Genomic DNA, 13962 nt, shown 5'->3' on the forward strand with positions numbered 1-13962 from the left:
GCATGACTCTGGCGGTCAATTCCTGGCCCCTGACGTCCTCCCTCCACCTCTTCGGGATGCTCTCCCGAGGTTGCATCAATATATTAATAATTGTTACAACTGCTTTGCGCATTGCACACGACTGATGTTCTCAGTACTTTCCCGCTTTTCGACACGGCTGGAGTTGGCAATCCAGAATGGAAAAGCCCGCAGCCTCCTGTCAGAAGCGGCGGGCCTGCAAGCGAGTGTCAGCCTGCGGTTTAGAACGTTTCCCAGTCCCCATCGTCGGAGTCCGCAGCAGGCTTGGCCTTGCTGGCACTCAGTGCCGTGGGTGCCGGGCCAGCAGGAGCTTTCTTGATCGCGGGTCTGGCTGCAGCAGCAGCCTGCTTCACTGGCGCCATGGCCGGCATGGCGCGGCTGGCCGAGCGCTGAGGTGCGGCAACCTTGGCATAGCCGGTTTCATGGCCGAGCTTGAAGACTGAGACCACTTCCGCCAGACGACGCGCCTGCTCCTGCATGGACAGCGCCGCCGCACTGGACTCCTCCACCAGCGCCGCGTTCTGCTGCGTCATCTGATCCAGATTGCTCACCGCCTGATTGACCTGGTTGATGCCGTCGCGCTGCTCGGTGGACGAGGCCGTGATCTCGCCGATCAGATCGCTGACACGGCGCACACTGGCCACGATCTCGCTCATGCTCTGGCCCGCCAGCTCCACCTGCTGCGAGCCCGACTGCACATTGTCCACGCTGGTGGTGATGAGCTGCTTGATCTCCTTGGCCGCCTCGGCGCTGCGCTGCGCCAGGCTGCGCACCTCGCCCGCCACCACGGCAAAGCCACGGCCCTGCTCACCGGCGCGTGCCGCCTCGACGGCTGCATTCAGGGCCAGGATATTGGTCTGGAAGGCAATGGAGTCGATCACGCCGATGATGTCGGCAATCTTGCGGCTGCTATCGGTGATCTGGCCCATGCTCTGCACCACCTGCTGCACCACGCGACCGCCTTGCTCGGCCGCCTGGGCGGCTGTCGATGCCAGCTGATTGGCCTGACGCGCCGTGTCGGCAGACTGGGTGACGGTGGCCGTCAGCTCTTCCATGCTGGCCGCGGTTTCCTCGAGATTGGCCGCCGTCTGCTCGGTGCGGGCCGACAGGTCCTGGTTGCCCGTGGCAATCTGGCCCGAGGCCGAAGAGACGGATTCCACGCCCGAGCGCACCTGGCCGACGACGGAGCGCAGGCGCTCGGCCATGGCGTTCAGGGACTTGAGCAGACGGCCCAGTTCGTCATGACGGTCATTGCGTACCGTTGCCGTCAAGTCGCCGGCAGCGATGGAGTCGGCCAGAGTTACCGCCTCATTCAACGGAGCGATGATCGAGCGCAGGATCAGAGCCGCCATCGCCAGCCCCAGCAGAACGATCAGGCCGCAGACCAGACCGATAGCCACATAGGCCTGAGACTGGCTTGCTTCGCCATCGGCAACCGCACGTTGGCTGCGTTGCTCCTGCAACTGCACAAACTTGCGCTGCGCATCCACGTAGACCTTGGCGTTGGGACGCAGCTTTTTCTCAACCAGATCGAAGGCCGCCGCAAAATCATTGTCCTTGCGCGCGGCCTGCACGGCTGCATTGCTCTCCAGCGTCGCGCGCCTGCGCTCGGCGACCTCGTCCAGCACCTTGCGCGATTCATCGTCAGTGACCAGTTCGTTGAGCTTTTTCTGCAGCTCGGTGATATGCGCAATCCCGTCACTCATCAGCTTGCGCTGCTGCTCCACCAGGTTTTCCTCGGAGGAAATGGCCGCGACGATGGAGCGATCCACACTTTGCTCGGTCAGATGACGCCACTCGCTGGCAATGTTGGCTGCCATTCGGGTACGCGTGGCCTCCTTGGAGATACTCACGTACACGCGATCCAGATAGATCAGGCTGCCTGCAGACACCAGCAGCAAGCCCGCCAGCAAGCCAATCACCAAAGCCCACAGCTTTTGTGACACAGAGAACTGATTCAATTTCATTTTTTATCCATCTCAATAGATCAAGCAACACCGTGGCAGCCTTAACGAATTCAGAAACTCACAAGCGCTGTAGCCAATCCTTAATCGGCATACTGGCGGGAGATTTGAGCTTTGTTACAAGCTTCGACCGCAATAGCGCTCGTGCTATGACACAAATCATGATTGCGTACAGCCGCCTACAATCAAGCCGTGCCCAAAACCTATCTGAACGCCGATCTGCACTGCCACTCCGTCGTCTCCGACGGCACTTTGACGCCCGAGCAACTGGCTCTGCGTGCCGCCGAGCGAGGGGTGGAGCTATGGGCGCTGACCGATCACGACGAGGTCGGCGGCCAGCACCGGGCAGCAGCCGCAGCCAGGTCAGCAGGGCTGGACTACCTGACAGGCACTGAAATTTCCGTCAGCTTCTCGGGCAGCGGCGTACATATCGTGGGCCTGGGCTTTGACGCCGATAACGCAGCTCTGACCCAAGGCCTGTACGACACTCGCAACGGCCGCGGCCCACGCGCCCGCGAAATGGCCAGGCAGCTGGAACTGGCCGGCATTCCCGGCGCCTATGAAGGAGCACTGCGCCATGCAGGCAACCCCGAGCTGATCTCGCGCACCCACTTCGCGCGCTTTCTCGTGGAGAGCGGAGTCTGCAGCGACACCTATGAAGTCTTCAAACGCTATCTGACAGAAGGCAAGCCCGGTTATGTCGCCCATGTCTGGGCGAATCTGGAGGACGCCGTGCGCTGGATCGTGGATGCCGGCGGCGTGGCCGTGATTGCCCACCCGGCACGTTACGACTTGAGCCATAACGAGGAATATGCGCTGTTTTCCAAGTTCAAGGAACTCGGCGGCCAGGGCGTGGAGGTCGTGACCGGCAGCCACCGTCCGCACGAATATGCGATCTATGCCGATCTGGCCCTGGAATTCGGCCTGACCGCATCGCGCGGCAGCGACTTTCACAGCCCCGATGAATCGCAGATAGACCTGGGGCAGCTGCCCTATCTGCCCAGCCAGCTCACTCCCGTCTGGGAGCTGCTGCAGGACCGCATACAGCGTGCATAAATCATAGAGAGAGATTGCATGACCATCGTTTTTGAAGTCTATCCAGAGAACCCGCAGCCCCGCATCATCAAGCAGGCTGCGGACATGCTGCGCAAGGGTGCCATTCTTGCCGTACCCACCGATTCCAGCTATGCCCTGGTCTGCCACCTGGACGACAAGAACGCCGTGGACCGTATGCGCCGCATCCGGCAGATCAACGACAAGCACCACCTCACGCTGCTGTGCCGCGACCTGTCCGAGCTGGCCAACTATGCCCGCGTGGACAACCGCCAGTACCGCTTGCTCAAGCTGGCAACGCCAGGCCCCTACACCTTTATTCTTGAAGCCAGCAAGGAAGTGCCCAAGCGCCTGAGCCACCCTTCGCGCAAGACCATCGGCCTGCGCGTGCCGGATCGCAAAGGTCTGCAACTGCTGCTGGAAGAACTGGGCGAGCCCTTGCTGGCCACCACCTTGATCGCGCCCGGCGAGACCGAGCCGCTCAATGATGCCGAGTCGATTCTGGAGCGCTTCCCCCATGAGCTGGACGCCGTGGTCGACTCAGGCGCCTGTCCGCAGCAACCCACCACGGTGCTGGACCTCACGCCCATGGCCTTGAACAATCCCCCCGTCGTGGTGCGCCAGGGCATGGGCGGCCTGAAAGACATAGGCCTTCAGCCCGAATAGGCGCGGCCTCATGCAGGAAAAGCAGCTGCCGCAAGACTTTGTTCAGCGCCACTGGCCCTGGCTCATCGTCTCTTTGTGCGCTTACTCTTTGGTCGTGGCGCTGGTGTTTCGGCAGACATCCCAGCTATGGACGGTCTATGCCCTCGCGACCGTCTGGACGGCATGGACGATTCGGGCTTATGCCGGAGGTAAGTCATTCCATGTCTCGCCAGGGCTGTCGGCACAGGCCGATGACTCCATACTGCGCCGCAGAGTCCTGCTGGGAACTGCTATCTGCCTCCATTTCGGCTTTACCGTCGTGGCCATTTACGGCTATCTGCACGAAGCTCGCTGAATCAAAGCTCTTCATAGGCCAGCTCGCGGGCACGAGCTGGACGCGCCTGCGCGGCCCCGGCTCCACGCGGAGCCGGCATGGCAGAAGGAGCCAGACAAGGTGACTCATCGTCATCGAGTTTGAAGGCCCCCACCGCCTGCTGCAGATCCTGCGTACGCGCATTGAGCGCAGCAGCGGCTTGCGTGGCCTGCATGACCAGGGCGGCGTTTTCCTGATTGGTGCTGTCCATGTGAGCCACGGCCGTATTCACATGGGCAATGCCCTCGCTTTGCTGCTGCAGCGCACCGGAGATTTCGCTCAGCAGACCTGTGACCTGACCTACGGACTGCATGATTTCCTTCATGGTGCTGCCGGCCTGGCCCACCAGGCCAGAGCCGCTTTCCACCTGAGTCACGCTGGCCGTGATCAGCTCCTTGATCTGTTTGGCCGCTTCGGCACTGCGCTGCGCCAGCGAGCGCACCTCGCTGGCCACCACGGCAAAGCCACGCCCCTGCTCTCCGGCGCGGGCCGCTTCCACGGCCGCATTGAGGGCCAGGATATTGGTCTGGAAGGCGATGCCTTCAATGACCTGAATGATGTCCACAATCTTGCGCGAGCTGCCGCTGATGGCATCCATGGTGTGAACGACCTGGTCCACCACATCACCGCCACGTCCGGCCGTGGCCGATGCAGTGACTGCCAGAGAGCTGGCCGAATGAGCGCGCTCTGCGTTCTGACGCACGGTGACGGTGAGCTGCTCCATGCTGGCTGCGGTTTCGGTCAGCGCGCTGACCTGCTGCTCAGTGCGGCTGGAGAGGTTGATGTTGCCCGCGTCGATTTCATAGGCCGAAACGGCCAGTGAATCGGTGGACTGCTTGATGCGCCCCACCAACTCGGTCAGCGTGTCTTCCATGGTGCTCAGCGCAGTCAGAAGACGACCGAACTCGCCTTCGGCATTCGAAGAGAACTCCTTGCTCAAATCACCTGCCGCCACGGTCTCGGCAATCAGGATGGCTTCCTGCAAGGGTGCCACAATGCGGCGGCGCAGACTGATCCAGGACCAGGCGCAGGAAATGCAGACCCAGGCGCCCAGTGCCAGCAGCCACCAGCGCGAACGCTCGACTTCCGCCATCAAGCTCTGCGACTGCTGCGCCGTGAGCGATCCCGCCTTGAGCACCTCCAGCACATCGGACATCGCTGACCAGGCAATTCCCATCAAAGCCAGGACAAAAACACTGATGCTGACAAATGCAATCACCAGTCGCTTGCTTACCGTCATATTGATCCCCTTGCCCTGTCCTGCCGAACGCCGTGTTATGTATTGATTTCGTCAACCCGCACAAAACCTGTTCCGCCGTGCAGGCAGCAGCCACGGATTTGCACGAGTTGCATTTTGCAACATCTGGTTTACCACACAACTATGTGCAACCCGTATTTCTGCAACAGCAAACGGCTTGTCCCGGTACAAGACAGCAGCTTGGCGCGGCGTCTGAGACAATCAGTGCGTGGAACTCACCGAACTCATACAAACCGTACTGATTTACGCACTGCCCGTGCTGTTCGCCATCACCATTCATGAGGCGGCGCACGGCTATGCTGCGCGTCACTTTGGCGACAACACCGCAGCCATGATGGGTCGCATCACGCTCAACCCCATCAAGCATATCGACCCCATCGGCACCATCTTGATGCCGCTGCTGCTGTATTTCGCTACCTCGGGCGCGTTTCTTTTCGGCTATGCCAAGCCCGTGCCCGTGCGCTTTGACCATCTGCGCCACCCCAAGCGCGACATGATCTGGGTAGCGCTGGCCGGTCCTGCCTCCAATTTCGTGCAGGCCGTGTTCTGGGGCCTGCTGCTGATCGTCTTGGTAGGCACAGGCCTGCACGAGCGCTTTTTCCTGGAGATGTGCCGCGCCGGCATTCTGGTCAACCTGGTGATGTGGGCTTTCAATCTCTTTCCGCTGCCGCCTCTGGACGGCGGCCGCATTCTGGTCGGTCTGCTGCCCTGGAAACAGGCGCAACTGGTGGCGCGTGTCGAGCCCTATGGCTTTTTCATCGTCATGGCACTGGTGATTGCCGGCGTGGTCGGCAGCTACTGGCTGCGCCCGTTGATGAGCCTGGGCTACTCGGCCATCGATCTGATCCTCTACCCCTTCATGGCCTTGCTGCGCTGAACCCAGCGCCTGGTCTGCTACTGATATCTGTTGTTGATCCCTATGAGCACCACCCGTTTTCTGACCGGCATCACCCCCAGCGGTACCCCACACCTGGGCAACTACGCAGGCATGATGCGCCCCGCCATCGAAGCCAGTCGCGACAAGAATGTGGAGAACTTCTACTTTCTGGCCGACTACCACGCGCTCATCAAGTGCCAGGACCCCGAGCGCGTGCAGCGCTCGACCATCGAAATCGCCGCCAGTTGGCTGGCCGCTGGTCTCGACCCCGAGCATGTGACCTTCTACCGCCAGTCGGACATCCCCGAGATTCCGGAGCTGACCTGGTTCCTGACCTGCGTGACCGGCAAGGGCCTGCTCAACCGCGCCCACGCCTACAAGGCGGCGGTGGACAAGAACAATGCATCCGGCACCGAACCTGACGACGGCGTGACCGCCGGTCTCTTCATGTATCCCGTGCTCATGGGTGCCGACATTCTGATCTTCAACGCCAACAAGGTTCCCGTGGGCCGCGATCAGGTGCAACACCTGGAGATGGCGCGCGACATGGCGTCGAGCTTCAACCACATCTACGGCGGCGAGTACTTCACGCTGCCTGAGGCCGTGGTGGAAGAGTCCGTCGCCACCCTGCCCGGCCTTGACGGCCGCAAGATGAGCAAGAGCTACAACAACACGATTCCGCTGTTTGCGCCACGTGAACAACTCAGGAAGCTCATCAACAGCATCACCACCGACTCGCGCGCCCCCGGCGAGGCCAAGGAAGTCGAAGGCTCGGCCCTGTTCCAGATCTATCAGGGCTTTGCCAGCGAAGAGGAAAGCGCCGCCCTGCGCCAGCAATATGCCGAAGGCATTGCCTGGGGCGATGCCAAGCAGATCCTGTTCGAGCGCATCGACCGTGAAATCGCCCCCATGCGCGAGCGCTACGAGTATCTGATTGCCCACCCCGCAGAGCTGGAAGAGATTCTTCAGGCCGGTGCCATCAAGGCACGCAAGCTGGCGACTCCTTTGCTGCAGCAACTGCGCGGCGCCGTCGGCATCCGCAACCTGGCGCAAGCCAGCAAGGCCAAGACCAAGGCTGCCAAGACTGCACTGCCCCAGTTCAAGCAGTATCGCGAATCCGATGGCCAGTTCTACTTCAAGCTGCTGGCCGCCGACGGGCAGTTGCTGCTGCAAAGCCTGGGCTTTGCCGCCCCCAAGGAAGCGGGGCAGAACATCGCCCGGTTGCAGCGCGAAGGCGCGACGGCTCTGGCCGCCATCAAGCCGTGCCTGCAGACACTGGACGGTGTCAGCGATGACCTGGTGATCCAGGCTCTGGAACAACTGCGTGAGGCGGCCGAGCAATAGCTCCTCGCTGCCCGATGGACGCTGCCTCCGCATTCAAAGGACAGCGTGGATGTAATCCTTCGCACTAAAGGAACTACCGATGCGTATTGCTGCTCTGGATGACGATCCGCTACAACTGGAACTGTTGCAACAAGTCGCGACGGAAGCCGGACATAGCTGTCACTCTTACCTCAAGGGGGCCGCCCTGCAGCAAGCCCTGCGCCGCGAAAGCTTCGATTTGCTGCTGATTGACTGGGAGCTGCCCGATAGCAGCGGGCCGGATATCGTGCGCTGGGTGCGCGAGCAGATCAGCAAGGAAGTGCCGGTCATCTTCGTGACCCACCGCAGCGAAGAGGCCGACATTGTCGAAGGCCTGGCCAGCGGCGCCGATGACTTCATGATCAAGCCCATCCGCGCGGGCGAGCTGCGTGCTCGCATCTCCGCCCTGCTGCGCCGCGCCTATCCGCTGACGGCACAAAGCGTGCTGGACTTCGGCCCCTACCGCTTTCTCACCGCCACCAACGGCATAGAGATGGAAGGCAAGCCCGTGGAGGTTACGCACCGTGAATACACACTGGCGCTGACGCTGTTCCAGAACCAGGGCCGTTTGCTCTCGCGCGATCATCTGCGCGAAGTCGTCTGGGGCCATAACGCCGAGGTGCAGTCGCGCTCGCTGGACACCCATGTCTCGCGCCTGCGCAATCTGCTGAACCTGCGCGCTGGTCAGCCCTATGCCATTTCAGCCGTTTATGGCTATGGTTACCGCCTGGATGCCCCCGAAGCTGCGCAGCCCGCAGCTCCGGCAGCCTGAGTTCGGCAGCCCCCATAACCTAGCTTTAAAAATGCCTGATTTACGTCAAAACCTCTTTTCCGTCCACTCCCCGATGCCCATTCTGAGTGCAGGCATGCTGTGGGTGGCGTTTGGAGGGATGACGGCAACAGGTCTGGCCCATGCCCAGATCACTCCCCGCGGCAACGATGTCATTGCCCACCGCGTGGTGACAGGAGACACGCTGGAGATGCTGGCAGCACGCTATCTGGGCGACCACAAGCGCTGGACAGCGCTGCAAAGCCATAACAAGGTGGAAGACCCCTTTCGTCTGCGCCCCGGCTCGGTGCTGGAAATTCCCACACGCCTGTTGCGCACCGCGATGGCTTCGGTGGTGTTTGTGCATGGCGATGTGCAAAGCACACGCTCTGCGAGCCATCTCGCAGACTCCGTCAACGCGCCGCCTCAGCCCGTGCAAAAAGGCCAGCTGCTGCAGGAAGGCGATTCGCTCCAGGTTCCGGCCAACGCCTTTGTCTCCGTGCGCCTGGCAGATGGCTCACTGGTGCGCGTGCAGTCCGAATCCGATGTCGAGCTGCGCCAGATGCGCCGCAAAGGCCGAGCCGGCAGTCTGCAGTCCGTCATCGATCTGCGCGAGGGCGCAATTGAAGCAAAAGTGTCCAGGCAAGCCAATGGCGAGCGCCGCTTCGAGGTGCGCACCCCGGCGGCCTCGACCAGCGTGCGCGGCACCCAGTTTCTGGTGATGAGTGATGACGAGGGCCGCACGGCTGCTGCCGTCGACGAAGGCTCGGTCGCCGTGCAGACGGGCCAGCCCTCAGCCTTGCTCAGGCCAGGTCAAGGTCTGTCCGTCTCCGCAAACGGCCAGATCGGCAAGCCCACAGCCATGCTGGGGGCTCCCGATATTGCGGCCTGGCCCGCTCTTGTCGAAGACGCCAACTGGGTCAGCCTGCCCCTGCCAGCCATGGCTGGTGCAGTGCGCTACCAAGTGCTGCTCGCTCAGGACAAGGAGCTGACCCAGATCGTGCGCGGCGGCATGTTCACAAGGTCGCCTGCACGCCTGACGGGTGTCGAAGACGGCAGCTACATTGCGGCCATTCGCGCCATTGACGCCAACGGCATTCCTGGCAAACGCAGCCTGCAAGTGTTGCGCGTCAAAGCCCATCCGGTGCCGCCGCTCTATGAGTCTCCAGCACCTGAAGCCACCATCGGACAGGGCCAGCACGGCCTGCAATGCACCCAGGTGGCGGAAGCCTCGGCCTACCGCATCCAGGTAGCCACAGCCGACGGCAGCTTTGCCCAGCCGCTGATCGACGCCAACGACCTCAAGGACTGCGCCCTGCCTGCCAGCACGCTGGCCAAGCTGCCTGTCGGCGAATATATGTGGCGCGTAGGCAGCATCCGTAAGCTCGGCAACGGCCAGCCGGATGCGGGTCCTTTCGCCGCCCCGCAAAAGATGAAACTGGCCCTGGCACCCAAATCGCCCGAGCTGCAGATCGGCGGCGCGCCCGGCGAAGGCAGCAGCCATATTCACTGGGCAGGTGAAGAGGGTCAACGCTACCGTATCGTGGTGGCCAGCGACGCCGGTTTCACTGCGCCCCTGATCGACACCTGGATAACCCAGCCTCAGTGGAGCACGCAGGATCTGCCTCCTGGCACCTACTATCTGCAGATGCAGGTCGAGGATGCCAACGGCCTGCGCAGCAATCTCTCTGTCGCGCGCCAATTCCAGACCGGCAACTGGGTGACCTCGTCCGAGGGGCAGGCGCTGACTTCCGGCGACGGTTCACGCCTGATGCGCCAGTAAAAACCATAGCTGCCAGCGCTTGAATTCCATGAAGCTTCATAGGATTCATATCTTGATCGCTTATATGACAAGCGCTGGAAGCTATTGTTTTATGAGCTTCTCACCGAGTCACCCCCATGGTTGAAGCGCCCAACCTGCGTAAAAACCGCTTGCAGGACCTGCGCCTGAGCTGGCTGCTGCTCAGCGCTTTCCTGCTCGGCATGACCTGGTGGCTCAGCGGCCCGGGGCAGCTGGCACGTTTCAACGGCATTATTCAGGACACCTCGGCCTGGCTTCATCAGCGTCCAGCCTCGCCCGATGTTGTCATCGTGGCCATCGACGATGACAGTATCGACAGCATAGGCCGCTGGCCCTGGCGGCGTGCACTGCACGCCGCCGTGCTGGAGCGCATCACTCAAGGGCAGCCCCGCGCCATCGGCATGGATGTGGTCTTCAGCGAGGAAGACTGGGACTACCCCGGCGACGATCTGCTGCTGCAACGAGCACTGCAAAAAAGCGGCAACGTAGTGCTGCCCGTCACGCGCGCCGCGCAAAGCGCCGCCACCACCCCTTTACAGAGCCTTGCCAGCGAGGCTGCGGCTCTGGGGCACACCCAGATGCCTGTGGATGCCGACGGTGTGGTGCGACGCTTTTATGCGCAGGAAGGCAAGGCCGGTCAGCTCTGGTGGCATATGGCGCTGAGCCTGCACTGCGTGGGCCAGACCACCCAACCCTGCCAACCATCTGCCCCACCTCCAGCAGACTCGGTTGCAGCCAACTCCTGGCAAAAGCTGCAGCCCCAGTTCATCGCTTTTGCCCGGGCTTCGCGGGACCGCCAGAACAGCCCGGGCTCGCCGTTCACCACCTACTCCTATATCGACATCCTGCGCGGCAATATCCCAGCGGTCGCTTTTCGCGGCAAATACGTGCTGATTGGAGCCACGGCCGCAGGTCTTGGCGAAAAATTCACAGCCCCCATCGGCTTTGATGCGCGCCTGATCTCGAATGTGGAGATGCTGGGCCATGTGCTCAACGGCATCCTTGAGGGCACACATCTGGAGCCAGCCACTGCCACGCTCAACCGCAGCCTCAATGTGCTTCCCGTACTGCTGGGCCTGCTGGCTCTGGCCTGGCTCGGCCCTTCTGGCGGGCTGATTTCCAGCATCCTGCTGGCCTTGCTCAGTCTGTCGATAGCCGGTTTGGCGCCGCGTTGGGGTCATGTACAGACAGCCCCCGCTGCGGCACTGCTGAGCCTGTCGCTTGCCTACCCGCTCTGGAGCTGGCTGCGCCTGCGCGCCGCCACACGCTTTCTGGCGCTGGAGCTGCGCGATCTGCAGGGCCAGGGCCTGCCCGCGCCCTCGCTCAAGAGCGATGCCCTCGATCAGCGGATCGACGCTGTGGAGCAAGCCTCGCGCCAGCTGCGCGCATTGCATCACTTCGTCAGCGAAAGCCTGCGCCAACTGCCCTCGGCCACTTTTGTCTGCGACCGCGAAGGGCTGCTGCTGCTTGCCAACACGGCCGCGCACCGCTATATCGAAAGCCTGGAGCACAAACTCCAGCAAGGTGACGATCTGGTCGCCCTGCTCCACGGCCTGAACAGCGCCAGCAGCGACGGCGGTCGCGCTGCCAGCAGCACGCCACTGCTCACGCACAGTGCATTGCAGCAAGCCACTCTGTCACGCCAGAGCGAAGGGCGCGACACCCAGGGCCGCCATCTGATGCTGCTGAGCCAGAGCTTCGAGGCACCGCCCACCTCAGGCTGGCTCATCACCCTGGTCGATATCAGCGACCTGCGCAGTGCACAGGCCCAGCGCGACCAGGCCATGCAGTTCATCTCCCACGATATCCGTGCACCGATAGGCTCCATCATCACCTTGCTGGAGATGCAGCGCACAGGCAAACGCATCGAGTCGCAAGATGCACTGTTTGACCGCATTGAGGGCTATGCCCAGTCGTCTCTTCAGCTGGCAGACGATTTTGTGCATCTGGCCAGAGCCCAGCAGCAGCAATACCGCAGCGAAGTCGTGGATCTGGGTCTGCTGGCGGATCAGGCCGTCTCGGATTGCTGGACCCTTGCCCAGCAGCAGAACATGCGACTGATGTTCAAGCTGCCGGATGCCGAAGCCTGCGTGCATGGCGACCCCGGCCTGCTGCACCGCGCCGTCATCAACCTGCTGAGCAATGCCATCAAATACGGCAAGCCACAGACTGGGGATGGCGGCGCCCAAGTGGAAGTCACCGTTGTCGAGCAAGACAGCCAATGGGGCATCGCCGTGCGCGATCATGGCTCCGGCATGGACGAGGCATCGCTGGCCAGACTCAGCCAGCCGTTCGAGCGCCTCCAGCAACACCAGCGCATGGATGGCGTGGGCCTGGGCCTGGCCTTCACGCGCACCGTGGCACAGCGTCATGGCGGCAGCCTGCAGATAAGCAGCCAGCTGGGCCAAGGCAGCAGCTTCACCCTGCTGATACCCAAAGCCTGAGCCCAGAAACGAAAAAGCCTCAGAACTTTTCAGTTCTGAGGCTTGACGTTTTGTGGTGCGGCTGGCAGGAATCGAACCCACGACCCCTTGGTTCGTAGCCAAGTACTCTATCCAGCTGAGCTACAGCCGCAACAGGGTTGTATTCTAGCAGTGCAAAAACGGCTCTCGGACCAAATCGACAACTTTTTCGCGTTCATGCAAAGAAAAAGCCTGCCATCGATGAAGACGGCAGGCTTTCATGCAGCTTGGTAGGGCGTGGCGGACTTGAACCGACGACCAAAGGATTATGAGTCCTCTGCTCTAACCAACTGAGCTAACGCCCCAACACTGACAACAGCCGTGGCTGCCACCAGAAAAACTTCGCCATTGTAGGGCCTAACGCTTGTGACTCAGAGCATTGCTCACCAGTTTGGATGTGATATCGACAATCTGGATCATCTTGTCGTAGTGCATGCGCGTGGGGCCGATCACCCCCAAGGTGCCAACCACCTTGCCGTCGAGCTCATAGGGAGCACTCACTACAGACAAATCTTCAAACGGCACGGTCTGGCTCTCGCCGCCGATGTAAATGCGTACGCCATCAGCCTGATTGGAGAAATCCAGCAACCTAAGGATTTGCGTTTTCTGCTCGAACAGGTCGAAAGCGCGGCGCAGATTGCCCATATCGCTGGAAAAATCGCTCACGGACAGCAGATTGCGCTCGCCGGCGATCACCACATCCTCGCGATCATGGTTGCTCATGACCTCAGTGCCTACATTCACCGCTGCCTGCATGAGGCTGGCAACCTGGCCCCGCAATTGCTCCACCTCGGTCTGCAGCCGCGTGCGCACCTCCTCCATTGTCAAACCGGCGTAATGGTGATTGAGGAAATTCGAGGCTTCTATCAGTTGCGAGGACTCGTAATCCACATCCGTGAAGATCACGCGGTTTTGCACATCGCCTTCGGGCGAGACGATGATGACCAGAAAGCGCCGCTCCGACAGGCGCACGAACTCGATATGCTTGAAGACGGAGCTGCGACGCGGCACCATGACCACACCCACGAACTGGGAGAGGTTGGACAGCAGATTGGCCGCATTGGCAATGACCTTCTGCGGCTGTTCAGGCATCAGGCCGGGCGTTACAAGATCGCAGCGGTCCACAGTCAGCATGGTGTCGACAAACAGGCGGTATCCCCTGGCTGTCGGCACGCGGCCTGCCGATGTGTGAGGGCTGATGATCAGACCCATCTCTTCCAGGTCGGCCATCACATTGCGTATGGTGGCAGGCGACAATTCAAGCCCGGATGCACGTGAAAGAGTGCGCGAGCCGACTGGTTGACCGTCAGCGATGTAACGCTCGATCAGCGCTTTGAGCAATAACTTGGCACGTTCGTCGAGCATGATTTCATTTTAATG

General features: G+C 61.5%; 11 protein-coding genes and 2 tRNA genes. 8 read left to right on the plus strand and 5 right to left on the minus strand.

Annotated features, from left to right (window positions below):
• Positions 1 to 239 precede the first annotated feature (239 nt).
• Positions 240 to 1985, minus strand: a complete 1746-nt coding sequence (locus ACWGXF_RS01865; RefSeq protein ID WP_256629815.1) for a methyl-accepting chemotaxis protein — start codon at positions 1983 to 1985, stop codon at positions 240 to 242.
• Positions 1986 to 2174: 189 nt separating this feature from the next.
• On the opposite strand from ACWGXF_RS01865, the gene ACWGXF_RS01870 reads away from it, so the two are divergent.
• Genes ACWGXF_RS01870 through ACWGXF_RS01880 form a run of 3 tightly spaced genes read left to right on the plus strand, consistent with a single transcriptional unit; the run spans position 2175 to position 4035 of the window.
• The gene (locus ACWGXF_RS01870) at positions 2175 to 3038 is read left to right on the plus strand and encodes a 3',5'-nucleoside bisphosphate phosphatase (RefSeq protein WP_012837155.1); all 864 of its coding nucleotides are present in this window, start codon (positions 2175 to 2177) and stop codon (positions 3036 to 3038) included.
• An 18-nt stretch (positions 3039 to 3056) separates the two neighbouring features.
• Positions 3057 to 3701 carry an L-threonylcarbamoyladenylate synthase gene (locus tag ACWGXF_RS01875; RefSeq protein WP_012837154.1) on the plus strand — a complete coding sequence of 215 codons (645 nt, stop codon included), beginning with the start codon at positions 3057 to 3059 and terminating at the stop codon, positions 3699 to 3701.
• Between the two features lie 10 nt (positions 3702 to 3711).
• The gene (locus ACWGXF_RS01880; protein WP_012837153.1) at positions 3712 to 4035 is read left to right on the plus strand and encodes a hypothetical protein; all 324 of its coding nucleotides are present in this window, start codon (positions 3712 to 3714) and stop codon (positions 4033 to 4035) included.
• 1 nt (position 4036) lies between these two features.
• Here ACWGXF_RS01880 and ACWGXF_RS01885 read toward each other — a convergent pair whose 3' ends face one another.
• Positions 4037 to 5293 (minus strand): methyl-accepting chemotaxis protein, encoded by a 1257-nt coding sequence (locus ACWGXF_RS01885; protein ID WP_039049647.1) that lies wholly within the window; start codon positions 5291 to 5293, stop codon positions 4037 to 4039.
• Positions 5294 to 5519: 226 nt separating this feature from the next.
• On the opposite strand from ACWGXF_RS01885, the gene ACWGXF_RS01890 reads away from it, so the two are divergent.
• The 5 genes from ACWGXF_RS01890 (at position 5520) to ACWGXF_RS01910 (ending at position 12564) form a co-directional block, all read left to right on the plus strand.
• Positions 5520 to 6188, plus strand: a complete 669-nt coding sequence (locus tag ACWGXF_RS01890; protein WP_003066089.1) for a site-2 protease family protein — start codon at positions 5520 to 5522, stop codon at positions 6186 to 6188.
• A gap of 42 nt (positions 6189 to 6230) precedes the next feature.
• A complete protein-coding gene (locus ACWGXF_RS01895) occupies positions 6231 to 7532 on the plus strand; it encodes a tryptophan--tRNA ligase (RefSeq protein ID WP_256629814.1) in 1302 nt (433 codons plus the stop codon).
• A gap of 79 nt (positions 7533 to 7611) precedes the next feature.
• Entirely contained in the window at positions 7612 to 8322 is a 711-nt protein-coding gene (locus tag ACWGXF_RS01900; protein ID WP_087864714.1) for a response regulator transcription factor, read from the plus strand.
• A gap of 73 nt (positions 8323 to 8395) precedes the next feature.
• Entirely contained in the window at positions 8396 to 10102 is a 1707-nt protein-coding gene (locus ACWGXF_RS01905) for a FecR family protein (protein WP_256629812.1), read from the plus strand.
• Between the two features lie 116 nt (positions 10103 to 10218).
• Positions 10219 to 12564, plus strand: coding sequence for a CHASE2 and HATPase_c domain-containing protein (locus tag ACWGXF_RS01910; RefSeq protein WP_256629811.1), 2346 nt, complete (start codon positions 10219 to 10221; stop codon positions 12562 to 12564).
• Positions 12565 to 12617: 53 nt separating this feature from the next.
• Here ACWGXF_RS01910 and ACWGXF_RS01915 read toward each other — a convergent pair.
• The 3 genes from ACWGXF_RS01915 to hrcA form a co-directional block, all read right to left on the minus strand.
• Positions 12618 to 12694: transfer RNA gene (locus ACWGXF_RS01915), tRNA-Arg, on the minus strand.
• Positions 12695 to 12810: 116 nt separating this feature from the next.
• Positions 12811 to 12887: transfer RNA gene (locus tag ACWGXF_RS01920), tRNA-Ile, on the minus strand.
• A gap of 52 nt (positions 12888 to 12939) precedes the next feature.
• Positions 12940 to 13947 (minus strand): heat-inducible transcriptional repressor HrcA, encoded by a 1008-nt coding sequence (gene hrcA, locus ACWGXF_RS01925; RefSeq protein ID WP_003066063.1) that lies wholly within the window; start codon positions 13945 to 13947, stop codon positions 12940 to 12942.
• Between the last annotated feature and the right edge of the window lie 15 nt (positions 13948 to 13962).

Source organism: Comamonas sp. HJ-2 (genome assembly GCF_053615495.1).

What these genes read in the sequence shown, in the direction of transcription:
- ACWGXF_RS01875 (WP_012837154.1), top strand. Translation starts at nt 3,057, where the DNA reads ATGACCATCGTTTTTGAAGTCTATCCAGAGAACCCGCAGCCCCGCATC.
- ACWGXF_RS01905 (WP_256629812.1), top strand. Translation starts at nt 8,396, where the DNA reads ATGCCCATTCTGAGTGCAGGCATGCTGTGGGTGGCGTTTGGAGGGATG.
- ACWGXF_RS01895 (WP_256629814.1), top strand. Translation starts at nt 6,231, where the DNA reads ATGAGCACCACCCGTTTTCTGACCGGCATCACCCCCAGCGGTACCCCA.
- ACWGXF_RS01880 (WP_012837153.1), top strand. Translation starts at nt 3,712, where the DNA reads ATGCAGGAAAAGCAGCTGCCGCAAGACTTTGTTCAGCGCCACTGGCCC.
- ACWGXF_RS01900 (WP_087864714.1), top strand. Translation starts at nt 7,612, where the DNA reads ATGCGTATTGCTGCTCTGGATGACGATCCGCTACAACTGGAACTGTTG.
- ACWGXF_RS01885 (WP_039049647.1), bottom strand. Translation starts at nt 5,293, where the DNA reads ATGACGGTAAGCAAGCGACTGGTGATTGCATTTGTCAGCATCAGTGTT.
- ACWGXF_RS01910 (WP_256629811.1), top strand. Translation starts at nt 10,219, where the DNA reads ATGGTTGAAGCGCCCAACCTGCGTAAAAACCGCTTGCAGGACCTGCGC.
- hrcA (WP_003066063.1), bottom strand. Translation starts at nt 13,947, where the DNA reads ATGCTCGACGAACGTGCCAAGTTATTGCTCAAAGCGCTGATCGAGCGT.
- ACWGXF_RS01865 (WP_256629815.1), bottom strand. Translation starts at nt 1,985, where the DNA reads ATGAAATTGAATCAGTTCTCTGTGTCACAAAAGCTGTGGGCTTTGGTG.